This is a genomic window from Cryptosporangium japonicum (assembly GCF_039524755.1).
Lineage (GTDB): Bacteria > Actinomycetota > Actinomycetes > Mycobacteriales > Cryptosporangiaceae > Cryptosporangium > Cryptosporangium japonicum.
The window spans coordinates 397,220-418,888 of record NZ_BAAAGX010000016.1; the positions used below are offsets into that span (position 1 = coordinate 397,220).

At 72.4% G+C, this 21,669-nt stretch carries 23 protein-coding genes; 6 read left to right on the forward strand and 17 right to left on the reverse strand.

Features of this window, described 5'->3' with window-relative positions:
- The coding region (locus tag ABD437_RS21590; protein WP_344650698.1) for a TetR/AcrR family transcriptional regulator at positions 1-673 on the forward strand (673 nt) is incomplete at its 5' end.
- Here ABD437_RS21590 and ABD437_RS21595 read toward each other — a convergent pair.
- Genes ABD437_RS21595 through ABD437_RS21605 form a run of 3 tightly spaced genes read right to left on the reverse strand, consistent with a single transcriptional unit; the run spans position 670 to position 2,748 of the window.
- Entirely contained in the window at positions 670-876 is a 207-nt protein-coding gene (locus ABD437_RS21595) for a hypothetical protein (protein WP_344650699.1), read from the reverse strand. The genes ABD437_RS21590 and ABD437_RS21595 overlap by 4 nt on opposite strands.
- Before the next feature lie 59 nt (positions 877-935).
- Entirely contained in the window at positions 936-1,532 is a 597-nt protein-coding gene (locus tag ABD437_RS21600) for a cadmium resistance transporter (RefSeq protein ID WP_344650700.1), read from the reverse strand.
- Between the two features lie 25 nt (positions 1,533-1,557).
- Entirely contained in the window at positions 1,558-2,748 is a 1,191-nt protein-coding gene (locus tag ABD437_RS21605; RefSeq protein WP_344650701.1) for a CaiB/BaiF CoA transferase family protein, read from the reverse strand.
- Between the two features lie 114 nt (positions 2,749-2,862).
- Here ABD437_RS21605 and ABD437_RS21610 point away from each other — a divergent pair, with 114 nt between their 5' ends.
- Entirely contained in the window at positions 2,863-4,077 is a 1,215-nt protein-coding gene (locus tag ABD437_RS21610) for an MFS transporter (protein ID WP_344650702.1), read from the forward strand.
- A gap of 130 nt (positions 4,078-4,207) precedes the next feature.
- Here the strand turns inward: ABD437_RS21610 and ABD437_RS21615 are convergent, their stop codons facing one another.
- From ABD437_RS21615 to ABD437_RS21635, 5 genes are all read right to left on the reverse strand, one after another.
- Positions 4,208-5,278, reverse strand: a complete 1,071-nt coding sequence (locus ABD437_RS21615) for a BMP family ABC transporter substrate-binding protein (protein ID WP_344650703.1) — start codon at positions 5,276-5,278, stop codon at positions 4,208-4,210.
- Positions 5,279-5,434: 156 nt separating this feature from the next.
- Positions 5,435-6,712 (reverse strand): NAD(P)/FAD-dependent oxidoreductase, encoded by a 1,278-nt coding sequence (locus tag ABD437_RS21620; RefSeq protein ID WP_344650704.1) that lies wholly within the window; start codon positions 6,710-6,712, stop codon positions 5,435-5,437.
- On the reverse strand, positions 6,709-8,073 hold the full coding sequence (locus tag ABD437_RS21625) for an NAD(P)/FAD-dependent oxidoreductase (RefSeq protein WP_344650705.1): 1,365 nt from the start codon (positions 8,071-8,073) through the stop codon (positions 6,709-6,711). The genes ABD437_RS21620 and ABD437_RS21625 overlap by 4 nt, the downstream gene beginning before the upstream one ends.
- Positions 8,070-9,485 carry an FGGY family carbohydrate kinase gene (locus ABD437_RS21630; protein ID WP_344650706.1) on the reverse strand — a complete coding sequence of 472 codons (1,416 nt, stop codon included), beginning with the start codon at positions 9,483-9,485 and terminating at the stop codon, positions 8,070-8,072. The genes ABD437_RS21625 and ABD437_RS21630 overlap by 4 nt, the downstream gene beginning before the upstream one ends.
- Positions 9,482-9,691, reverse strand: coding sequence for a hypothetical protein (locus ABD437_RS21635; RefSeq protein ID WP_344650707.1), 210 nt, complete (start codon positions 9,689-9,691; stop codon positions 9,482-9,484). Before ABD437_RS21635 ends, ABD437_RS21630 begins: the two co-directional genes overlap by 4 nt.
- A 101-nt stretch (positions 9,692-9,792) precedes the next feature.
- Between ABD437_RS21635 and ABD437_RS21640 the strand changes: the two genes are divergently transcribed.
- Together ABD437_RS21640 and ABD437_RS21645 are read left to right on the forward strand one after the other, a co-directional pair.
- Positions 9,793-10,527 carry a GntR family transcriptional regulator gene (locus ABD437_RS21640; RefSeq protein WP_344650708.1) on the forward strand — a complete coding sequence of 245 codons (735 nt, stop codon included), beginning with the start codon at positions 9,793-9,795 and terminating at the stop codon, positions 10,525-10,527.
- Between the two features lie 9 nt (positions 10,528-10,536).
- Positions 10,537-11,703 carry an alpha-hydroxy-acid oxidizing protein gene (locus ABD437_RS21645; RefSeq protein WP_344650709.1) on the forward strand — a complete coding sequence of 389 codons (1,167 nt, stop codon included), beginning with the start codon at positions 10,537-10,539 and terminating at the stop codon, positions 11,701-11,703.
- Positions 11,704-11,713: 10 nt separating this feature from the next.
- On the opposite strand, the gene ABD437_RS21650 is transcribed toward ABD437_RS21645, so the two are convergent.
- Positions 11,714-11,911 carry a hypothetical protein gene (locus tag ABD437_RS21650; protein WP_344650710.1) on the reverse strand — a complete coding sequence of 66 codons (198 nt, stop codon included), beginning with the start codon at positions 11,909-11,911 and terminating at the stop codon, positions 11,714-11,716.
- Between the two features lie 93 nt (positions 11,912-12,004).
- On the opposite strand from ABD437_RS21650, the gene ABD437_RS21655 reads away from it, so the two are divergent.
- A complete protein-coding gene (locus ABD437_RS21655; RefSeq protein ID WP_344650711.1) occupies positions 12,005-12,394 on the forward strand; it encodes a VOC family protein in 390 nt (129 codons plus the stop codon).
- A gap of 27 nt (positions 12,395-12,421) precedes the next feature.
- Here the strand turns inward: ABD437_RS21655 and ABD437_RS21660 are convergent, their stop codons facing one another.
- Both ABD437_RS21660 and ABD437_RS21665 read right to left on the reverse strand, forming a co-directional pair.
- Positions 12,422-13,234, reverse strand: coding sequence for a siderophore-interacting protein (locus tag ABD437_RS21660; protein WP_344650712.1), 813 nt, complete (start codon positions 13,232-13,234; stop codon positions 12,422-12,424).
- 111 nt (positions 13,235-13,345) lie between these two features.
- On the reverse strand, positions 13,346-14,161 hold the full coding sequence (locus tag ABD437_RS21665) for an MBL fold metallo-hydrolase (protein WP_344650713.1): 816 nt from the start codon (positions 14,159-14,161) through the stop codon (positions 13,346-13,348).
- Positions 14,162-14,231: 70 nt separating this feature from the next.
- Here ABD437_RS21665 and ABD437_RS21670 point away from each other — a divergent pair, with 70 nt between their 5' ends.
- Positions 14,232-14,561 (forward strand): winged helix-turn-helix transcriptional regulator, encoded by a 330-nt coding sequence (locus ABD437_RS21670; RefSeq protein ID WP_344650714.1) that lies wholly within the window; start codon positions 14,232-14,234, stop codon positions 14,559-14,561.
- Here ABD437_RS21670 and ABD437_RS21675 read toward each other — a convergent pair.
- From ABD437_RS21675 to ABD437_RS21700, 6 genes are read right to left on the reverse strand one after another with little or no spacing between them, the layout of a single operon-like run.
- Positions 14,542-16,101, reverse strand: coding sequence for a long-chain-fatty-acid--CoA ligase (locus tag ABD437_RS21675; protein WP_344650715.1), 1,560 nt, complete (start codon positions 16,099-16,101; stop codon positions 14,542-14,544). The two genes, ABD437_RS21670 and ABD437_RS21675, sit on opposite strands and share 20 nt — an antisense overlap.
- A 4-nt stretch (positions 16,102-16,105) precedes the next feature.
- On the reverse strand, positions 16,106-17,149 hold the full coding sequence (locus ABD437_RS21680) for an ABC transporter ATP-binding protein (protein WP_344650716.1): 1,044 nt from the start codon (positions 17,147-17,149) through the stop codon (positions 16,106-16,108).
- The gene (locus ABD437_RS21685; protein WP_344650717.1) at positions 17,142-18,842 is read right to left on the reverse strand and encodes an ABC transporter permease; all 1,701 of its coding nucleotides are present in this window, start codon (positions 18,840-18,842) and stop codon (positions 17,142-17,144) included. The genes ABD437_RS21680 and ABD437_RS21685 overlap by 8 nt, the downstream gene beginning before the upstream one ends.
- Positions 18,839-19,945 carry an ABC transporter substrate-binding protein gene (locus ABD437_RS21690; RefSeq protein ID WP_344650718.1) on the reverse strand — a complete coding sequence of 369 codons (1,107 nt, stop codon included), beginning with the start codon at positions 19,943-19,945 and terminating at the stop codon, positions 18,839-18,841. Before ABD437_RS21690 ends, ABD437_RS21685 begins: the two co-directional genes overlap by 4 nt.
- 31 nt (positions 19,946-19,976) lie before the next feature.
- A complete protein-coding gene (locus tag ABD437_RS21695; protein ID WP_344650719.1) occupies positions 19,977-20,279 on the reverse strand; it encodes a DUF4387 domain-containing protein in 303 nt (100 codons plus the stop codon).
- Positions 20,276-21,628 (reverse strand): acyclic terpene utilization AtuA family protein, encoded by a 1,353-nt coding sequence (locus ABD437_RS21700; RefSeq protein ID WP_344650720.1) that lies wholly within the window; start codon positions 21,626-21,628, stop codon positions 20,276-20,278. Before ABD437_RS21700 ends, ABD437_RS21695 begins: the two co-directional genes overlap by 4 nt.
- Between the last annotated feature and the right edge of the window lie 41 nt (positions 21,629-21,669).

Below are 21,669 nucleotides of genomic sequence, written 5' to 3' on the forward strand. Positions count from 1 at the left end.
GCCCGGGCGCCGGCGCCGGCCGACGAAGACCGGCGTGGTCCTGAGTCACGACCTCATCGTGAAGACCGCGATCCGGCTGATGCACGAACACGGCTCCGAGGGCCTGAGCGTCCGGCGGCTCGGCATCGCGCTCGGCGCCGACCCGTCGAGCGTGTACCGGTACTTCCGCAACACCGACGACCTGATCCGGGCGGTCGCGGACGACCTGATCGGCCAGCACCTCTCCGGCTTCGTCGCCGGGCCCGACTACCGCGCCACGCTGCGCGACCTGGGGACGCGGATCCACACCGCGCTGGTCGCCGAGCCGCGGATCTCCACGCTGACCGCGTCGCGCGTCACCGGCCGCCCGCACGAGATCCGGGTCATCGAACTCGGCCTCGGGATCCTGCGCGGCGCCGGGTTCTCCGCGCCGGACGCGGCCCGCCACTACCACGCGTTCATCGACCTGACGCTCGGCTTCGCGTCGCTCGACGCGTCGGCGGCGACGCTCGCGCACGGCACCGAGGAGTCCGACGACGCGGTCTGGGGCTCGGTCTACGCCCGGCTGCCCGCCGCGACCCACCCGGACATCGCCGCGTGCGCCGGGTCGCTGGCCGAGACGATGCGCGGCAGCGCCTACCCGGCCGCGCTCGACCTGTTCCTCGACGGCCTCGAGGCCCGGCGACCGACCTAGATAGTGACCGGCTGGAGGGCGACGACGCCGTCGCACCAGTCGGTGTACGCGTCGAACAGGTGCTCGTCGCTGGTGTCGGGGGTGCGCTTGCTCTCCAGCAGCGCGCGACCGGCCGCGGTGTCGGACACGATCCGCCCGTCGACCAGGCGAATCGTGTCCAGCACGTCACCGGTGTCGACGTCGATCATCTGCAGTGCCGTCACAGCGCTCTCCTTCGTGCGCCCCGCTCCACCCGCCATCGTCTCGTATCCAACCAAACTTCCTACGAACCGAAAGCACCGCCGTCCACGAGAATGAACGCGCCGAGCGCGATGAGGACGATCGGCAGCAGGACGTGCCCCCACCGCGAGAGCACCCGCGCGATCGCCGGACGCGTCGCGAAGTACCGCCCGGCCGCGACCCACACCGCGACCAGCACCAGGAACACCACCACGTAGACGCTCGTGCCGCCGGCACCGGCGGTGGCGAAGACCGGCACGTAGACGCCGATGTTGTCGCCGCCGTTCGCGAACGTGACCGCGGCGACCTCGAGCGCGCGCGGCCCGCCGTCACCGTCCCGCGGGGAGTCGTCGGAGTCGTGGCGGTGCCGCCACGCGCCGACCGCCGCCTTGATGCCCAGCGCCAGCGGCAACAACCCGAGATACGGGACGGCCGACCCGGGCAGGAACGTGGCCCCGAACGCGGCCGCTCCGGCGACGACGAGGATCGCCAGGAAACCGAGGTACTGGCCGAGCGCGATCCGCCGTGCCGTCCCGCGCCGCCCGGCACCCTGCGCGAAGAACAACGCGAGGATGAGGATGTCGTCGATGTTCGTGACGGCGAACAGCCCGGCGGCCGACCCGACGAGGCCGAGGTTCACGCGGCCCGCCCCGCGGCGCCGGGGCTCACGCGGCCTGCTCGGCGACGCCGCGGGCGAGCAGGTCGTCGGCCTGCGCCGGGGTGAGGCCGGCCTCGCGGAGCAGCGCCGCGGTGTGCGCGCCGAGCGCCGGCACGTCCCCCATCCGGGCCTCCACGTCGGCGAACGTCACCGGGGGCAGCAGCGCCTTGACCGTCGCGTGCTCGGTGCGCACCTCACGCCACCGGTCGCGCGCCGCGAGCTGCGGGTGCGCGATCACCTCGTCGAGCGTCCGCACGTCCGCGGCCGGCACCCCGGCCGCGGCGAGCTTCGCGTCGAGCTCGGCGGTCGACCAGGTCGCCGACCGCGCGGCGACCGCCGCGTCGCACTCGGCGCGGTGACGCACCCGGTCGACGTTGGTGGCGAACCGCGGGTCGTCGGCCAGCTCCGGCACGCCGAGGACGTCGGTGACGAGCGTGCGCCAGCCGGAGTCGTTCTGGACGCCGATGAGGATCCGGCCGTCCGTCGTCGGGTACGAGTCGTACGGCGCGATCGCGGTGTGGCTCAGCCCCATGCGTGCCGGCTGCACACCGGTGTACAGCGAGGTGTACAGCGGATACCCCATCCACTCCACGGTCGCCTCGAGCATGGACACGTCCACCGACGCCCCGACGCCGGTGCGTGCCCGGCGCAGCAGCGCCGCCAGCACCGACTGCACGCAGTACATGCCGGCGGCGATGTCGGACGTGGGGATGCCGGTCTTGGACGGGGTCGCGGGGGTGCCGGTGATCGAGACCAGCCCGGCCTCGGCCTGGATGAGCATGTCGTAGGCCTTGCGCCGCTCGTAGGGCCCGCCGACGCCGTAGCCGGTCAGGCTGACCGTGACGAGCGCCGGGTGCGCGGCACGCAGGTCGTCGACTCCGAGCCCGAGCCGGGCCGCCGCGCCGGGCGCGAGGTTCTGCACGAACACGTCCGCGTTCGCGATCAGCGTCCGCACGACGGCCACGCCGTCGGGGGACTTGAGGTCGACGGCCAGCGACTCCTTGCCCCGGTTGAGCCAGACGAAGTGCGCGCCGGTGCCGTGGACGACCCGGTCGTAGTCCCGGGCGAAGTCACCGCGCCCGGTGCGCTCGACCTTGATCACCCGGGCCCCCAGGTCGGCCAGATGCCGGGTGGCCAGCGGCGCGGCCACGGCCTGCTCCAGCGCGACGACCGTGACACCGTCCAGAGGTTGCTCCATGCCACCCGATGATCCCCGACGCGCCGTCCGTGCGGTCGGGGCGGCGCGGGCCGCGACGTAGGTCACTCGGACCCGTTATGTACGTGCGTACACAACGCGGTTAGGCTGGTCCTCATGCAACCGGGTACCACGGTTCCGGCGCCGCCCTCCCGGCAGGCGGTCCGGAACGCCACTCTCGCCACCTACGCCGCGTTCATCGGGTCGGGGTTCGCGTTCGCCAACTGGGCCTCGCGCATCCCGCAGGTGCGTGACCAGCTCGAGCTGGATCCGGCCGCGTTGGGTCTGGTGCTGCTCGCCATCGCGGCCGGCTCGCTGGTGGCGCTGCCGCTGTCGGGGCCGGTGGTCACCCGGCTGGGCTCGGCCCGCACGATCACCGCGATGGCCGTCGTGCTCGGCGTCGGACTGGTCGTCGCCGCGTTCGGTTCGCTCGTCGGCGTCGTGCCGGTGCTGATCGGGCTGTTCCTGCTCGGCTTCGGCAACGGCGCCTGGGACGTCGCGATGAACGTGCAGGGCACGGTCGTGGAGCGGCACCTCGGCCGGTCGATCATGTCGCGCTTCCACGGCGGGTTCAGCCTCGGCACGGTGGCCGGCGCGCTCGTCGGTGCGGTGATGGTGGCGTTCTCCGTGCCGGTCGCCGTGCACCTGCCGATCGTCGCCGTGGTCGTGGTGCTCGTCGTCGTCCAGCAGACGCGGCGGTTCGTTCCCGACCGGGACGACACCGAGCCGGACCCCGCCGGCGACGCGTCGCCGGTCAGCGCGCTGGCCGCCTGGCGGGAACCGCGCACGCTGCTGATCGGCGTGTTCGTGCTCGCGTTCGCGTTCGCCGAGGGCGTCGGCAACGACTGGATCAGCATCGCCGCGATCGACGGGCACCACGTCTCCGAGGTGCTCGGCACGCTGGCGTTCGCCGGGTTCCTGGCCGCGATGACGATCGGCCGGTGGTTCGGGCCGGGCGTGCTGGCGCGCTACGGGCGGGTCACCGCGGTGCGCGGGCTGGCGGTGACCGGCATCGCCGGTTCGCTGCTGTTCGTGTTCGCGCCGGTGCCCGCGCTGGCCTACGTCGGCGCGATGCTGTGGGGGCTGGGCGCGTCGCTGGGCTTCCCGGTGGGGATGAGCGCCGGCGGTGACGATCCGCGCCGGGCCGCCGCCCGGGTCAGCGTCATCGCGTCGATCGGCTACTGCGCGTTCCTGGCCGGCCCGCCGGTGATCGGGTTCGTCGGGCACCAGAGCTCGGTGCTGCGCGCGCTCGTGCTGGTCGCGGTGCTGCTCGGGGTGGCCGCGCTGATCGCCGCCACGGTCCGCGAACCGGAGCGCTCCGCCGACGCCTGACGCGCCGGCGCGGGTCGGCCGGGACGTTCGGGCCGAGCCGCGCCCCGGCCACCCGCGCCGGCCGCGGACGGACGAGGACGCGACGGGAGGCTTCCGGCGCGCCCGGGGCGGGCGCGCCGGACCGTGTCGATCAGGCGCCGAGCTTCGCCACCTGGGCGTCGACGTCGATCTTGCCGCTGCCGACGTCGGAGATGAACGTCTCCAGCGCGGTGTTCTGCGCGGCCGTGCCGCCGCAGATCTTCACCGTGGGAACCGGGTCCTTGCCGAGGTGCCAGTCGCGCGAGACGCCCATCTTCAGCTTGCCGTCGGCGAAGTCCTGCAGCGCCGCGGCGAAGTACTCACCCGGGTCGAAGATCGAGGAGACCTGGAACTTCGGGCTGGTCGAGTCGCACCGGTCGGTGCCCGGCGTCGACAGGATGAGGTCCTTGGTGTTGCCGAACTTCGCCACCGCGTCGGTCGCGCCGCCGAGGTAGGGGTAGAGCGCCTTGACGCCCTGGTTGGCCTGCGCCTGCGCGGCCTCGGTGGCCTTGCCCGAGTCGTTGAAGTCACCGGTGTAGGTGGTCACCAGCGTGGCCTCGGGGATCACCGAGCGGATGCCGGCCTTGAACGCCTTGGCGGCCTGCACCGAGAAGTCGGCCTCCGGGCCGGTCACGTACCCGGCCTTGGTGTAGCCCTTCTCCTTCATCAGCAGCCCGTTGGCGTAGCCGGTGGCGAAGATGACCTCGTTGATGAAGTCACGCGAGATCGTGATCTTCGGCGTCTGCTTCAGGTCCTGCTGCGCCGGGACGTACCAGGCGGTGTTCCCGCACACCGTCTCCTCGGACGCGCTGATCGCGTCCTTCAGCTCGCTCGCGCCGAGCGCGACCATGTCGACCTTCTGCCGGCACAGGTTACGGGCCTGGTTCAGCGCGTCGGCCTGGTTGACCGAGCCGACCTTGATGAGCTGCCACCCCTGCTTGTCGGTGAAGGCCTGGGCCTTCGCGACGAAGCTCTCGTAGTAGCCGTTGTCGTTGAGGTCACCGGGGCTGAGCACCCCGATGACCACCTTGCCGTCGCCGTTGATGTCCGGGCCCGCGGTGCTGGTGCTCCCGGCCGACGACGACGAGGAGGTCTCGGCGGTGTCGTCGGGGCTGGTGCAGGCCGCGAGCGGAACGACGAGGCAAGCCGCGACGGCGGCCGCCCGCAGGGTGAGGCGTCTCATTACTGCTCCTGAGGGATCACAGGGGAGGGAGCTGGCGGCGAGAGCCCAGGTCAGAGCTCTACGTTGTGGTCAGCGTCACCTCGGGATGTTCCAGCCCCATGTCTCTCACGTCAAGAGATGATGTCGCGCAATGTGAAACGGCAACCCGACAAAACGTCAGTTCTGGTACGCGAGGGTGACCGGGCCGCCGGTGGGGTCGGCGTCGGCGACGAGGCCGAACGGGACCCGGAACACGCGGCCGGGGGCGGCCGGCCAGGGCACCCGGACCACGCCGACGCGGCGCCCGTCCTGAACCGCCTCCAGCCGCGGGAACGCCCGGTGGACGTCGCTGGCGAGCAGCAGCCGGTCCCGCGCCGGGGCCGGGCCGCCCGGCCGCACGAGCTGCGGCGCGACCCACCGCAACGGAGCCTCCACCCGGAGCTCCACCCCGGCGTGCGAAACCCCGGCACGCGAAGCCCCGGCACGCGAAGCCCCGGCGGGCACGGCCCCGATCGGGACAACCCCGGCGCCGCGCAGGTGGGCCAGGACCGCCGGGGCCACGTGTCGCCCGTCCAGCGCGGCCACGTCCGCGGTGTCCACCGGGTGCAGCACGTTCCCCACCGCGAAGACGCCGGGCACACTGGTGGCCAGCGCCGTGTCCACCCGGGGCCCGCGGGTGGCGGGATCGAGCTCGACGCCCCCCAGCCGCGCGATCTCGTGGTCGGGGATCCAGTCGCCGGTCGTGACGACCGTGTCGCACGGCACCCGGCGCCGCTCACCGGTCCGCAGGTCCTCGACGTCGACCGACGTCACCCGCCCCCGGCCGTGGATCGCCACCACCCGGGAACGCGCACGCACCGGCACCCCGGACACCGCGGGCCCCACCGACGCGAAGATCTCCGGCCGCGCGTACGACGAGACCATCAGGACGGTGGCGCACCCGGCCGCGCGCAGCGTCAGCACCGCCGACCAGCTCACCAGCTCCGCCCCGATCACCACCGCCCGGCGCCCCACCGGCCGGCGGTGCCCGTGCACGAGGTTCTGCAGCTGCCCGGTGGTGTACACCCCGTCGGGCCGGTCACCGGGGATCAGCCGGGCCGACCGCGGCCGTTCCCGCGCCCCGGTCGCGAGCACGACCGCGTCGGCGGTGACCACCCGGCGCCCGCGTGGTGACGTCACCTCCAGCGCGCGGTCACCGGCCCACCCGGTGACCGTCGCCGAGGTCTCCAGCGCCGCCCCGGCCCGCCGGGCCCGCCCGGTGAGCCGACGCGCGTACTCCGGCCCCGACAGGAACCGGCGCAGGTCACGCAGCCCGTACCCGGGGTGGTCGCTGTGCCGCGGTGTCCCTCCGGTCTCCGCTTCCCGTTCGAGCACCAGGACGTCGACGGACGGCGCCAGCGCCGCCGCGGCGGTGAGCCCGGCCGGCCCGCCCCCCACGATCACGACCGTGCTCATCGGCGCGCCTCCAGCAGCGTCTGCACCTCGGCGCCGCAGTAGAACCCCTGGCAGCGCCCGTTCATCACCCGGGTGCGCCGGCGCAGACCGTCCACCCCGGACGGCGGGATCACCGACGTGCACGCGTCGCGGATCTCCCCCCGGGTCACCCGCTCGCAGAAACAGACGATCCGCCCGTACTCCGGGTCCGCCTCGATCGCCGCCGCGTCCTGGTAGGGCCGGGTGAACGCCTCCCCCAGGTTCGGCATCCGCGGCGGCGGCGGCAGGTCGGCCCGCTCCTCGTGCGGGAGCACACCGGTGAGCAGCTCCCCGACGTGCTCGGCGATCGCCAGGCCGGCCGTCAGCCCGGTCGAGCGGATGCCGCCGACCAGCACGTACCGCTGCGACGCGTCGACGTCGACCAGGTAGTCGCCGGAGTCGATGGCCGCGCGCAGCCCGGCGTAGGCCGCGGTCACCTCCTCGTCAAGCAGCCGCGGCATCAGCCCCAGCCCTTTCGCGCGCAGGAACTCGAAACCGGCCGACGACGTCCCGGTCGCGGTGCGGTCGTCCACGTCCTCGGCGGTGGGCCCGAGCATCACGTTGCCGTAGATGGTGGGGCTCACGAGCACACCCTTGCCGACCTTCGACGGCACCGGCAGCACGATCACCGGCACCATCGGCCGGGCCAGCTTGTCGAAGACCAGCAGCTCACCGCGGCGCGGCGTCACCGTGAACCGGGAGAAGCCGAACAGCCCGTCGACGACGTCCGCGCCCAGGCCGGCCGCGTTGACCACCCACCGCGCGTGGACGTCCCCGCCCGTGGTCTCGAGCCGCGTCGTGCTCTCCCCCACCGACGCGGAGAGCACCCGGTGCCCGCGCAGCAACGTCACGCCCCGGTTGACCGCGTCGGTGGCGAGCGCGAGGTTCGTCGTCCAGGTGCAGATGATCGACTCCCCCGGCACGCTCAGCCCGCCGAGCGCACCGGGCCCCAGGTCCGGCACCCGCCGGTACACCTCGTCGGCGTCGACCGGGCTGGTGGCGTCGTACCCGTTCCGTTCGGCTTTGCGCTGTAACCCGGGCAGGGCCGCGAGCTGCTCGGGGTCCCAGGCGACGAGCAGCGCACCCGTGCGCTCGACCGGGATGCCGGTCTCGGCCGCGTACGCCCCCAGCAGCGCGTACCCCCGGGCCACCAGCCGCGACTCCAGTGTTCCCGGCGAGGCGTCGAACCCGGTGTGCAGGATCGCCGTGTTGGCTTTGCTGGTGCCGTCGCCGACGTCGTCGCGTGCCTCGAGCAGCGCGACCGACAGCGAGGTGCCGCCGAACAGCCGGGCGATGGCGGCACCGACGATGCCGCCGCCGATGACGGCCAGGTCGTGGATCACGGGTGCGGGATCTCCTTCGAAGCGGATACGGCGGCGTGCCACCGCGCGAGGTGGGCGGCGGCGCGGTCCGGCGTCCACCGCGGTTCGAACGTGGCCGACGGCCGCCAGCCGCCGACCACGTCGGACACCGGGGCGGACGCGTCGAGCGCGAGGCGCGCGCACGCCGCGGCCCCCAGCGGCGTGGCGTGCGGCGACGGGTAGACCTCGACCGGGAGCTGCGCGAGGTCGGCCTGCGCCTGCATCAGCACGGCCGAGCGGGTGAGTCCACCGTCGACCCGGAGCCGGGTGAGCGGGGAGTCGAGCAGGCCGATCAGCGCCGTGACCTGGGCCGCGATGCCCTCGAGCGCGGCGCGGACCAGGTGGCCGGTGCCGTGGTCGAGGCGCATCCCGGTGAACGAGGCGGTGGCCGACGGGTCCCACCAGGGCGCGGCCAGGCCGGCCAGCGCGGGTACGCAGAGCACGCCGTCCGAGGACGGCGCCGACGTGGTGTCCAGCGCGGACGGCCCGGTGACCAGGCCCAGGTCGGTGAGCCAGCGCACCGCGGAGGCCGCGGTGTAGACCTGGCCGTCCAGGCAGTACGACGTGTCGCCGCGCAGCGTCCACGCCACCGAGGTCGCGAGCCCGGCGGGTGAGCGCACGGCCGCCCCGCCGAGCTGGGCCAGCAGGAACGCTCCGGTGCCGTAGGTGCACTTGGCCGTGCCTACGTCCAGGCACGCCTCGGCCAGCAACGCCGCCTGCTGGTCGACGACGAGCCCGGTGACCGGCAGCTCACCGCCGAACGCCGCGGTGGTGCCGACGATCGTGTCCGAGGCGACGATCTCCGGCCGCTCCTCGGCCCCCAGGCCGAACGTGTCCACCAGCTCCGGGCTCCAGGCCACCGCATCCACGTCGACGAGGAGCGAGCGGCTCGCCGTCGACGAGTCGGTGACGAACGCGCCGCACAACCGGTGCACGAGCCAGGTGTCGGTGGTCGTGACCACGCCCTCGGTGGTCAGCGCCTCCCGGATCCAGCGCATCTTCGGCGCCGAGAAGTACGGGTCGAGCACGAGCCCGGTGCGTGCCGCGACGGCCGGGGCGTGCTCGGCGAGCGACACGCACACCGACGCCGACCGCCGGTCCTGCCAGACGATCGCCGGGGTGAGCGGTTCGCCGGTCGCGCGGTCCCAGGCCAGGACCGTCTCGCCCTGGTTGGCCAGCGCGACCGCGTCGAGCTCCCCGCCGGCTTCCCCGGCCGCACGGCGCCCGGCGGTGAGGACCGAGTCGAGCAGGGCCACCGGGTCCTGCTCGACTCCCCCGCCGTCGAGGTAGCGCGGGTGCAGCGGCTCCTCGGCGATCGCCAGGACCCGGCCGGCCTCGTCGACGACGATCGCCTTCGTGCCGGACGTGCCCTGGTCGATGGCGAGGATCCTCATGCGTGGGCCTTCCGGTCGAGTTCCGCGTCGATCGACCGCCCGTCGGGCCGGCCCGGTGCGCCCCGGCCGCGGGTCACGAGCACCGGAACCTCCCAGCGGCCGAGCTCGAACGTGCCATTGAGCAGCCTCACCGCACCGGACAGCGTGAACAGGGCGTCCTCACTGAACGCGGAGAACAGCCCCGGGATCACCTCGGCCAGCACCACGGAGAAGACGGTAGCCCGCGGCGGGGTGAGCTGCCCGACGACCGCGATCGGCCCGGACGAGCAGACCGAGAGGTTCCTCGCTGCGGGCTAGGGTGTCCACCGTGGGAACGAGGACGACCAAGTCGGCAACCGCACCCCGGTACGTGGCGATCGCCGGTGAGCTGCGCGACCGCATCACCCAGGAGAGACTCGCCCCCCACACGCTGATGCCCTCGGAGCGGGAGCTCAGCGAGTCCTACGGCGTCAGCCGGATGACCGCCCGGCACGCGCTGTCGCTGCTGGAGAACGAGGGGTACGTGTACCGGCGTCCGCCGCGTGGCACGTTCGTCGCCGAGCCCCGCGTCGCGTTCCGGATCGGCAGTTTCTCCGACGAGATCACCCGCGTCGGCCGGCGCCCGGCGGCCGTGGTGCTCTGGGCCGAGGAGCGGGAGCCCACCCCGTCGGCGCGCGCGGCGTTCGACCTGGCGCCGGGCGAGACCGTGCACGCACTGCACCGGCTGCGCACCGCCGACGACGAGCCGATCGCGCTCGAGACCACGTACTTCCCCAGCGCGCTGACGCCCGGGCTGCTCGACCAGCCGCTGACCGGTTCGCTCTGGGAGCTGCTGCGCCGGCACTACCGGATCGTGCCGACGCACGCGCGGGCCACGATCCAGTCGATCGTCATCGACGACGCCTCCTGCACGCGGCTCGCGGTGCGCACCGCCTCCCGCGGCATCCTGCTCACCCGGCACACGTTCGACGACGCGGGCCGCTGCCTCGAGTTCGCGCGCGACGTCTACCGCGCCGACCGGGCGTCGTTCGAAGTCGAGGCGCAGATCCCGGTGCCGCTCTAGGCTTTGCGCATGTCGCAGCCGTTCGGGAACTACCAGAACGAGATCTACTTCGACGGCCTGTCGGGCGTGCTGCCGCCGTACCCGATGGTCTTCGCCGAGCTCGAGGAGCGGGCCCGGGCCGCGTTGCCGCCGGGCATCTGGTCGTACGTCGCCGGTGGGGCCGGCGACGAGCACACCCAGCGGGCCAACGTGACGGCGTTCCTCCAGCACGGGTTGATCCCGCGGATGTTCGTGGGCGCCGCGCAGCGTGACCTGACCGTGTCGCTGTTCGGGCACACGTACCCGTCGCCGCTGTTCCTGTGCCCGATCGGGGTGATCGGGCTGTGCGCGCAGGACGGTCACGGTGACCTGGCCACCGCGCGGGCCGCCGCGCGCACCGGCGTGCCGATGGTCGCGTCGACGCTGTCGGTGGACCCGCTGGAGTCGGTGGCCGGCGAGTTCGGCGGGACACCGGGGTTCTTCCAGCTCTACACACCCACCGACCGCGAGGTCGCCGAGAGCCTCGTGCGCCGCGCCGAGAAGGCCGGCTTCGCGGGCATCGTCGTCACGCTCGACACCTGGGTGACCGGGTGGCGCCCCCGCGACCTGCGTACCTCGAACTTCCCGCAGCTGCGCGGGCACTGCCTGGTGAACTATCTGGACGACCCGGTGTTCCGCACCCGCCTGGCCCGGCCCCCGGCGGAGGATCCCGGTGGCGCGATCCTGCAGTGGGCGGGCATGTTCGGCAACCCTCTGACCTGGGCCGACCTGCCCTGGTTGCGGTCGCTCACGTCGCTCCCGCTGCTGGTGAAGGGCCTGTGCCACCCCGACGACGTGCGCCGCGCGGCCGACGGCGGCGTCGACGGCATCTACTGCTCGAACCACGGCGGACGTCAGGCCAACGGCGGGCTGCCCGCGCTGGACTGCCTGCCCGGGGTCGTCGAGGCGGCGAACGGGCTCCCGGTGCTGTTCGACTCCGGGGTGCGCAGCGGGGTGGACGTCGTGAAGGCGCTGGCGCTCGGGGCCACGGCCGTGGGGGTGGGGCGTCCGTACGCGTACGGTCTGGCGCTGGGCGGCGTCGACGGGATCGTGCACGTGCTGCGGTCGTTGCTGGCCGAGGCCGATCTGACGATGGCCGTGGACGGCTATCCGACGATCGCCGACCTCACCCCGGAGGCGCTCCGGCCGGTGTCGTGACCGGCGCCGGTCAGTAGCCCAGCCCGTTGAGGATGCGCTGGACGGCGTCGGCCACCCCGGACTTGCTCGTCGGCGCCAGGTTCTGCTCGCCGGCGATCAGCGTCATCAACGAGTCGACCTCGGCCGCGACGTCCGGCCGCCCCGCGTCGACCGCCGCGGTGCGTAGTTCGAGCGAGAGCTTCAGGAGACGAGCGGATCGGGTGTCCACGCCTCCACGGTAACCACGGCTGTCCATTCCCGAGGGGCGCCGGGGCGGGTACGGTCGCGGACGTCCGGTTCCTGGGTGGAGGGTGGTTCGTCGATGGCGTCTCGGATCGGGGAGCTCGTGTTCGGTTGCCGCGAGCCCGAGGTGCTGGCGCGGTTCTGGTGCGAGGTGCTGGACTTCGTGGTGCTCGGCCGCGAGTCGGACGGCAGCGTCGAGATCGGAGCGCGCGACGGCTTCGGCGGGTCGCAGCCGACGATCTTCTTCAGCATCCGGGACGAGCCGGAGCCCGGGAAGTCACGGCTGCACCTCGACCTCAACGCCACCGACCGCGACCAGGACGCCGAGCTGGAGCGCCTCCTCGCGATCGGGGCCCGCTTCGCCGACATCGGGCAGACCGGCGAGGAGTCCTGGCACGTCCTCACCGACCCCGAAGGCAACGAGTTCTGCCTGCTCAAGGCGCGCATCAACCCGGTCGGAGCGGGGTAGGACGCCACCTCGGAGCCGGGGTGGGGGTCAGGCCGGGGCGCCGGGGTGCTTCCAGAAGCCGGAGAACGTGATGCGGTCCTTGGGCAGGCCCGAGCGCACCAGGTGGCGGCGCCCCTCGGTGGCGAGCGTGGACTCGCCGACGACGAACGCGTACCCGTCGGGCGCGGGCTCGACGCCGCGGAGGGCCGCCAGCGCCGCGCACCCGGGGATCGCGGCGGGATCGTCGCGCGCGATCCAGGTGACCTCGACGCCGGGCGGGGCGTCGAGCACGCGGCGGTCGGCGCTGGTGGGCACTTCCTGGATGACGCGGCCGACGGCGTCGCGGGGCAGCGAGCGCACGATCGCGACGGTGGACGGCAGGCCGCTCTCGTCGGCGGCGATCAGGTACTCGGAGGTGTCGGCGGGCGGGTCGAAGAGCACACCCTGGTCGAGCAGCGCCAGCGGGTCGCCGGCCCGGGCGGAGCAGGCCCAGAGCGCGGCCCGGCCCTCGAGGTGCCCGTCGGGGCCGCGGTGCAGGACGAACTCGATGTCGAGCTCGGCCCTCTCGGCCCGGAAGTCGGCGACCGTGTAGTTGGCGCAGTGCGGGCGCTGCTCCGCCGGGATCGCCAGGTAGGGCTGCCACCAGGTCGAACCCTCGAACGCCGGCAGGACCAGGCTCTCCTGGTGCTTCAACGGCACGAAGAAGCGGAACCAGTGGTCGAAGCCGCGCCACGGGAACGCGGCCAGCTCCTCACCGGTGACGGTGACCCGCTGCATCGAGGGCGTCAGCTGCTCGGTGCGGACCACGTTCGCACGGAACATCCGCGGGTTCTCGGGCATCAACCGGGGCTTCTTCGACACCAGGTAAGGCTAACCTGAATTAGGTGACGCGGCGCGACCTCCAGTGGCGCGGATCACGTCGGATACCGGTGCCGGAAGTCGGCGGCCGAACGCCCGGTGCGAATTCGACCCTCATGCGGCCACGCTCAACTCGGCCGCGACGGCGTCCGCGCCGAGCGCGATCATCCAGGTCAGCGGCGCTCCGGGGGCGAATCGCGTCATCACCGCGGTCAGCTCGTCCTTCTGCGCCTGGTCGAGGCTCGACGCTCCGGCGGCGATCCGGCGCACCGCCTCCCGGTACATCAGCAGGTAGCGACGCTGCTCGGCGAGCATGCCGACGTCGCCGGAGCGGCCGTGGCCGGGGTGGAGCGTGGCACCGGCGAGCGCGTCCGGCAGCGTGTCGAGCGCGGCGAGCCAGCCCTCGGTGTGCCCGTCGGCGGTGTACGGGTGGGTGCCCGGGAACGCCAGGTCGCCGATGAACGCGTCGTCGCCGAGCGTCACGTAGGAGTCGGCGTGGCTCTCGGCCTCCCCCACCGTGTGCACGGTGAACCAGAGCCCGCCGACGTGCACGGCCTCCCCGTCGGCCAGCCGGTGCGAGGGAACGAGGTGGGTGTCGGGCCACTCGTCGCCGTAGACCGGCTGCCACTGGGCGCGCTTCGCGTCGGCGATCGCGGCGATCGTGTCGGCCACCGGCGCGGCCGCGTACACCGGCACGTCGTCGCCGGCGAGCAGCGGCAGGCCGTTGAAGTGGTCCGGGTGGGCGTGCGTGACGAACACGCCGAGCAGCGGCTTCTTCAGCGCCGTGATCCGGGCGGCGAGCGCGCGCACGTCCGAGAGCAGCAGGTTCGCGTCGACGAGCACGACGCCGTCGGTCGTCTCGATCAGGTAGCTGTTGACGAACAGGCCCGCCTCGGCGGCGGTGTAGGTGTGGATGCGGTAGTCCCTCATGGACCCGACGCTAGGTTGGGTTTCTCGCGTCGGACAGAAGGCACTTTCTGGTGCCCTTGCGGAGGTGCTGATGTCGCTGGTGATCCCCGACGTGCTGGAGGAGAGCTGCACGACCCGTCAGGCGCTCGAGCGGCTCGCGTCGAAGTGGCGCGTGCTGCTGATCTACGCCCTGCTGGCGGGCCCGCAGCGCCACGCCGAGCTGCGCCGTCGCGTCGCCGGCATCACCCAGAAGGTGCTGACGCAGACGCTCCGGGAGATGGAACAGGACGGCCTGGTGGAGCGGCGGGTCCTGAAACCGGACCCGCCGCAACACGTCGAGTACGCGCTGACGCCGCTCGGAAAGACGCTCCAGGAACCGCTGGCCGCGATCTGCGCCTGGGCTACGACAGCTCGCGCTTGAGGATCTTGCCGGTGGCGGTCATCGGGAGGGACTCGACGAACTCGTAGGTCCTCGGGTACTTGTACGCGGCCATCTTCTCGCGCGCCCACGCGCCCAGTTCCTCGGGCGTCAGCGACGACCCCGGCTCCGGGATCACGTACGCCTTGATCTCCTGACCGTGGCTCTCGTGGGGCACCCCGATCACCGCGCACAGCGACACCTCGGGGTGCTGCATCAGCGCCTCCTCGACCTCGCGCGGGTAGACGTTGAAGCCGCCGCGGATGATCAGTTCCTTGGCCCGGTCGACGATGTAGTACCAGCCGTCGTCGTCGACCCGCGCCAGGTCGCCGGTGCGGAACCAGCCGTCGGCGTCGAGCACCTCGGCGGTCGCGTCCGGCCGCCCCCAGTACCCCTTCATGACGTTGTGCCCGCGGATCGCGATCTCGCCGACCCCGTCGACGACGTCGAGCAGCGTCATCTCGACGCCCGGGATCGGGATGCCGATCGAGCCGGGGCGCACGGGGGCGTCGGGGCGGGAGAACGACGCGATCGGCGAGGTCTCCGACAGCCCGTACCCCTCCAGGATCGTCACGCCGAAGCGCTCCTGGAAGCGCGTGTGCACGTCCACCGGCAGCGCCGATCCCCCGGACGACGCGATGCGCAGCCGCGCCGCCATCGCGTCGACCTCGGCCGCCCGGCCCTCCTCCAGCGAGTCCAGCGCCCCGAGCAGCCCCCAGTACATCGTCGGGACGCCGGAGAAGAACGTGATCTTCTCGCGCAGCATGAGCTCCAGCGCGGCCGTCGGATCCCAGCGCGGCAGCATGACGATCGTGCCGCCGTAGGCGATCGGGCCGTTCTGGCAGACCGTCTGACCGAACGAGTGGAACAGCGGCAGCACGCACAGGATGGTGTCCGGCCGGGACGCGTCCGAGTCGACGAGCGAGGACCCGGCGATCGCGTTGTCACGCATGTTCCGGTGCCGCAGCTCGGCGCCCTTGGGCTGCCCGGTGGTGCCCGACGTGTACAGGATGACCGCGGTGTCGTCCTCGTCGGTCGCCACGGTCGCGAACGTCGGCTGCTGGCTCAGCGCGGCCTGCGCCAGCGTCTCGACGCCCTCGATCGGCGACGGAGCGGCCAGGTCGGCGGTGATCACGAAGAAGTGCTCGCACCCCTCCACCGCGGCGAAGCCCTCGTGGCCGAAGCGCGCCATCGGCAGCTCCGGGGTGCCCTCGAAGCAGAAGTACGCCTTGGCCCCGGAGTCGCGCAGGTGGTAGGCGATCTCCGAGCCTTTGAGCAGCACGTTCAGCGGCACGACGGTGGCACCGGCCTTGAGGATGCCGAAGTAGGCGATCGTGAAGTACGGCAGGTTCGGGCAGCTCAGCGCAACCCGGTCGCCGTGCCCGACGCCGCGGGCGGCCAGGGCACCCGCGACCATGTTCGCCATCGCGTTCACGGTGCCGTAGTTCAGGCGGGTGTCACCGAGGACGATCGCGTCGCGTTCCGGGTAGGAAGCGGCGGTCTGTTCGAGCAGCGTCGACAGGTTGTACTCAGGCACAGGCATCCCTTCACGAGAAGACGCGGATCGCGTCCGGCGGTAACTCGACGATCATCTCGGAATCCTGGTCCACCGGTGCAAGACTCCGGACAACTAGGTTGTGATCGCCCAGTCCCACCACATAGCGGTAGTGGTCGCCAAGGAACGCCCGCGACCGGACTTTCACCCTAACGGTGTTAGGTCCCTCGTCGTCAGTGGAACGCACCAGAATCCGCTCCGGCCGGATCGCGAGGCGTACGTCGCCGTCGGGCGCCGACCCGACCACGAGCGGCGTGCCCACGCCGTCCAGCCGCACCGTTCCCCCGGCCGCCCGGCCCGGCAGCACGTTCACGGTTCCGACGAAATCCGCCACGAACTCGTCGGCCGGCGCGTGGTAGATCTCCTCCGGCGTCCCGATCTGACGCACGCGCCCGGCGTCCAGCACGACGATCCGGTCGCTCATCGACAGCGCCTCGTCCTGGTCGTGGGTCACGAACACCGTCGTCACGCCGATGCGCCGCTGCAGCCTCCGGAGCCAGTCACGGGCGCGTTCGCGCAGCTTGGCGTCGAGGTTGGAGAACGGTTCGTCGAGCAGCAGCAGGTCCGGCGGGTGGGCCAGCGCGCGGGCCAGCGCCACGCGCTGCTGCTGCCCGCCGGAGAGCTCGTGCGGGTAGCGCTTCCCGTACGGCCCGAGTTCGACGAGGTCGAGCACCTCACGCACCCGCGCGGCCCGCGCGGACCGCCCGACCCGGCGCAGCTTCAGCGGATAGGCCACGTTGTCGTGCACCGACAGGTGCGGCCACACCGCGTACGACTGGAACACCACCCCGCAGTTGCGACGCTCGGGAGCCACGTCGACCCGGCCGGCGTCGAAGACCACGCGGTCGCCGAACGCGATCGTGCCCCGGTCGGGGGTGTGCAGGCCGGCGATCGAGGTGAGCGTCGTCGACTTGCCGCACCCGCTCGGGCCGAGCAACGTGAAGAACTCGCCGTCGCGCACGTGCAGGTCGAGGTTCTCCAGGACCGTGTTCTCGCCGAAGCGCTTCGCGAGCGACGTCAGCGTCAGATCAGGCATGGGCGCGTACCCCCAGGAAGAGCCGGCCGGCGCCGAGCACGGCGAGCGTGATGGCGATCTGGACGACACCGAACGCGGCGACGGCTCCGCCGGTGCTGGTGGCGGCGAGCTGGAGCATCGTCAGCCCCATCACCGGGGTGCGGTCGGTGACCAGGAACACGGCCGGGTCGGAGTCGTTGAGCATCGAGACGAACAGCAGGATGAAACACGCGCCCATCGCCGGGGCGGAGAGGCGCAGGGCCACGCTCACCGACGCCTGCCACCAGGTGGCGCCGGACGTGCGTGCGGCCCGGTCCAGGTCCGCCCCGATCGCGGCCAGCGCCGGGTAGAACACGCCGTACCCCAGCGCCAGGCTCCGCACGGCGAACGCCAGGCCGATCCCCCAGAGCGACGCCCGCACCGCGCCGCTCGGGTCGAGGACCGCGAACGACCAGAAGAACGCCATGCCGGTGACCAGCCCCGGCATCATCCGCGGCCACAGCACGATCTGCTGCAACGACCCGCGGAACCGGAATTCCGACCGGTGCGCCACCACCGCGATCACCGCGATCGCCACCGTCGCCAGCGCGCCGCCGACCCCGGCGACGAGCAGGCTGTTGACGATCGACTCCGACCAGATCGGGTTGTCGGCGATCGCCGCGAAGTTGTCCAGCGTCAGCACCGACCAGGGCGTGATCAGCGGCGTCAGGATCGACGTGAACGCCGAGAGGAGCACGCCGCCGAGCGGCACCACCACGAGGACGCCGAGGACGAACGCGAGCCCGGCCGCCACCGCCCACCGGGTCCGCCCGAGGTCCACGGTCCGCGGCGCGGTCGCTTTCCCGGTCACGGTCGTGTAGCGCTGGACGTCACCCACCAGTCTGTTCCGGGCCACCAGGAGGCCCGAGACGCAGATCAGGAGGAAGACGGCGCCTGCCGACACCAGCCCCTGGTCCGGCGAGGACGCGGTGACCCAGTGCCGGTAGAGGTAGGTGGAGACGAACGTGATGTCCTTGGAGAAGCCCAGGATCAGCGGCAGCCCCAGCACCTCGAACGAGACCGCGAAGACGAGGATCGCCGAGTTGAGCACGGCGGGGCGCAGCAACGGCACGGTCACCGAGATCAGCGCCCGCAGGGGCCGGGCACCGGCGCTGCGTGCGGCGTCCTCCAGCGCCGGATCGACGGCCAGCACGGTCGAGCGGCAGAACAGGAACACGGTCGGCGCGGCCACCGTCGTCGCGACCAGCGCCATCCCCGGCAGCGAGTAGAGGTCGACCGGGAACGTGAGGAACGTGTTCAGCGACAGCCACGACGACACGTAGCCCGACGGGGCCCACATCGCCGTCCAGCCGACGATCAGCACCAGGCCCGGAAGCATCACCGGCAGGATCAGCACGCCGGTCAGCGTCCGGCGCAACGGCACGTTCGTGCGGGTCAGCAACACCGCCGACCCGACCCCGAGTACCAGCGACAGCGCCGTGGTCAGCGCGGCGAACACCGCGCTGTTGCCCACCGCACCCCACCAGGCCGGATCGGTCAGCAGGTCGGCGAAGTTCGCGAGCGTGACGTGTCCGCCCGACCGGTAGAGCGGCGTCGACCAGAGCGACGCGAGCACGATCGGCACCACCGGCCCCACGACGACGACGAGCGTGCCGACCCAGATCGCGTAGTGGCTCACGCTGACCCGCCGCACCGCGGGGAGCGCGATGCTCATCTCCCGAAGGCCTTGTTGAAACGGGTGATCAGCGCCGGTCCCTCGGTCGCCAGCGACGGGTCGTAGCGGCCGACGAGCAGGTTGTCCTCACCCACGACGGCCTTGACCTGGGCCAGGCCGAAGTCGCAGGTGACCCCGTCGCGGTAGGGCGTGAACCCGCCCCGGCACGCGGCCTCCTGGCCCTTGACCGACAGCAGCCAGTTCAGCCAGACCTTGGCCGCGTTCGGGTGCGCCGCCGTGGTCGTCACGCCGACGCCGCGCGGCAGCAACGGGGTGCCGTCGGTGAGGTAGGCGTAGTTCACGACCTTCGCGACGTCGTCGACGATGAACGCACGCACGTTCCCGGAGACGAAGAACGCGGCGGCGTACTGCCCCTGGGCGAGCTTGGTCACCAGCGGCCCGTTGTCGGACTCGACGGACGCGTGGGCACCGATGGTCTCCAGCGTCTTCCAGCCCGCGTCGCCGTACTTGTCCAGGTAGGCGCTGGTGGCGCCGAACTGGATGACGTTCGAGATGTCGGTCGTGCCGATCTTGCCGTCGAGCTTCGGCGCCATCCGCGCGAGGTCGGCCATCGTCTTCGGCTGCTCGGCCTCGGGCAGCAGCGCCTTGTTGAACACCGCGATGACCGGGTCCTCGGAGAACGCGTACAGACCCGGCGCGAGCACCGCGTAGTCGGGCAGGTTCGCCTGGTTCGGGTCCTCGTACGTCAGGAGGTTGCCGTCCCGGACGAACGAGAGCCAGCCGACCGCGTCGCTGCTCATGATCACGTCCGCGGTCGAGCCGCCGGAGGCCACCTCGGTCTCGTAGCGCTGGAACATTTCCTTGTTGCCGAGCGTCAGGCTGCGGACCCGGATGTCGGGGTGGTCGGCCTGGAAGGCCTTGACCAGCGGCGCCATCTGCTGGTCTTCGCTGTTGGTGTAGAGCAACACCTCGCCTTCCCGGCCGGCGGCGGTGAGCGTCGCGGCGTCGACGGGGGTGACCGCGGACGCCCGGCCGACGTCCGCGGTGGCCGGCGGCGCGGACGTGGTGCTCTCACCGGCGTTGCTGCCGCAGGCGGCCAAGGCGAGGACGAGTACGACGGAGAAGGACGCGAACTTTCTCATGGTGTACCTCGGTGTCGTCGTTGACGAGGGATCACGGGTGCAGCGTCAGGGCGGCCAGCGGGACGTGGTGCTGGCCGGCGTGCATGTCGCGGTCGAGCAGCGAACCCTGCGAGACCGGGCGGGGGAACGAGATCTTCACGATGTTCAGCGACGGGAGGCGGAAGATCTGCACGGTTGCGGGGTCGACGCGGTAGAGGCCGGCGATCGTGTGCTCGTCGACGAACCCGACCGCCCGGTAGCCGTCGGCGTCGCGCAGGAACACTTCCATCGTCACCCAGAACGGGCCGGCGTTCTTCGACCGCACCTCGAGCGCGAGATCACCGACCGTCGTCATCGGACCACTCCGTACTCGATGCGGAACAGTTCGGTGGGGTCGCTGTCCACGACGTGGTTGAGCACGAACTCGTACGCGGCGCCCCGCTCGGTCTCCGCCGGTGAGCCCGCGAACGCGAGGCTGGGCAGGTAGTGCATCGACGCGGCGGGCAGGTGCAGCATCAGCGGGTTCGCGACCTTGGCGACCGCGGTGGCGGTGGCCTGGTCGGGTGCGTTGACCAGCAGCATCACGCCGACCTCGCGCGGCGGCCCGGCGTCGGGCTCGAGCTCGCCGAGTACCGCGTTGTGCCCGTAGAGACGCACGTCGAACGCGTAGGCGTCGTCGGCGAGGCCGAGCGTCTGGGTGACCCGGAGGCGCAGGTGGTGGCGGAACAGGTCGGCCCAGCCCTCGACGTCGGCGAGGATCAGCGGGTCGCGGATCGCGGTGAACGACGTGGTCTGGTAGCCGGTGATCCGGGCGCCTTCGAGCTTGATCGTGTGCTGGTCGGCGAGGTGGAACCGGGACCCTTCGACCCGCACCGTGCGTTCGTCCAGAGCGACGTAGGTCGCATCGCGGACATCCAGCGTGCCGTCCGGTTCACGCATCTCGAACGGGTTCACGGTCTCGTAGAGCATGTGCGCGGCCACCGTGTACGGCGTGCAGGCGCTGCCCGGCGAGAGCGGTTCGATCGTGAAACCGCCCGCGTCGATCGTGGTGTGCACACCGCCGCCGCGCGGGTCGGTGGTGCACTGGCCGCCGCACTCGACGATCTTCGACGCGTGCCAGGTCGGGCCGGCCGGCATGCCGTGCAGGAGCGGGAACGCGGCCGCGACCGCGGTGTCGGTGGCGCGCCCGGCCAGCACCACCTGGGCGCCGCCGCGGAGCGCCTCGACGATCGGGGCGTGCCCCATCATGCCGACGATGTGCGTGCAGCTCTCCAGGGTCTCGGCGGTGAGGTCGCCGAGCGGAGGCAGCGGATGGATGCGGTCCAGCTGCCCGGTGAGCGCGGCCGGGGCCTGCTCGCTGTAGATCCGGGCGACCCGGAGGTCGAGGCCCTCCTCGGCCATGACCTTGGCGGCGATACCGGCCACCCAGTCGACGCCGGCGTCGGTGCCGCTGGTGCCGCAGGAGCCGATGATCAGCGGCACACCCGCCCGGGCGGCGGCGTTGAGCAGGCTACGCAGGTCGCGGGCCACGGCCTGCGCGGTCGTCTTGGCGGTCGCCGAGCCGAGGTAGTACGGCCCGGAGTCGGTGGAACCGCCGTCCACCGTGATCACGTCGACCCCGAGCGCGAGCCCGCGTTCGATGGTGGACTCGTCCCAGCCGGCGCCGAGCATGCCGGTCGGCGTCATGATGCGCACTCGGTCCATCTCGCTCCTCTCCCTCGGAGCGGCTCACGGTATTTTGCTAT

Bases quoted from the DNA above. Each gene is read 5' to 3' on its own strand.
- ABD437_RS21605 (WP_344650701.1), bottom strand. From the start codon at position 2,748: ATGGAGCAACCTCTGGACGGTGTCACGGTCGTCGCGCTGGAGCAGGCC.
- ABD437_RS21610 (WP_344650702.1), top strand. From the start codon at position 2,863: ATGCAACCGGGTACCACGGTTCCGGCGCCGCCCTCCCGGCAGGCGGTC.
- ABD437_RS21615 (WP_344650703.1), bottom strand. From the start codon at position 5,278: ATGAGACGCCTCACCCTGCGGGCGGCCGCCGTCGCGGCTTGCCTCGTC.
- ABD437_RS21620 (WP_344650704.1), bottom strand. From the start codon at position 6,712: ATGAGCACGGTCGTGATCGTGGGGGGCGGGCCGGCCGGGCTCACCGCC.
- ABD437_RS21630 (WP_344650706.1), bottom strand. From the start codon at position 9,485: ATGAGGATCCTCGCCATCGACCAGGGCACGTCCGGCACGAAGGCGATC.
- ABD437_RS21645 (WP_344650709.1), top strand. From the start codon at position 10,537: ATGTCGCAGCCGTTCGGGAACTACCAGAACGAGATCTACTTCGACGGC.
- ABD437_RS21655 (WP_344650711.1), top strand. From the start codon at position 12,005: ATGGCGTCTCGGATCGGGGAGCTCGTGTTCGGTTGCCGCGAGCCCGAG.
- ABD437_RS21665 (WP_344650713.1), bottom strand. From the start codon at position 14,161: ATGAGGGACTACCGCATCCACACCTACACCGCCGCCGAGGCGGGCCTG.
- ABD437_RS21670 (WP_344650714.1), top strand. From the start codon at position 14,232: ATGTCGCTGGTGATCCCCGACGTGCTGGAGGAGAGCTGCACGACCCGT.
- ABD437_RS21675 (WP_344650715.1), bottom strand. From the start codon at position 16,101: ATGCCTGTGCCTGAGTACAACCTGTCGACGCTGCTCGAACAGACCGCC.
- ABD437_RS21680 (WP_344650716.1), bottom strand. From the start codon at position 17,149: ATGCCTGATCTGACGCTGACGTCGCTCGCGAAGCGCTTCGGCGAGAAC.
- ABD437_RS21685 (WP_344650717.1), bottom strand. From the start codon at position 18,842: ATGAGCATCGCGCTCCCCGCGGTGCGGCGGGTCAGCGTGAGCCACTAC.
- ABD437_RS21690 (WP_344650718.1), bottom strand. From the start codon at position 19,945: ATGAGAAAGTTCGCGTCCTTCTCCGTCGTACTCGTCCTCGCCTTGGCC.
- ABD437_RS21695 (WP_344650719.1), bottom strand. From the start codon at position 20,279: ATGACGACGGTCGGTGATCTCGCGCTCGAGGTGCGGTCGAAGAACGCC.
- ABD437_RS21700 (WP_344650720.1), bottom strand. From the start codon at position 21,628: ATGGACCGAGTGCGCATCATGACGCCGACCGGCATGCTCGGCGCCGGC.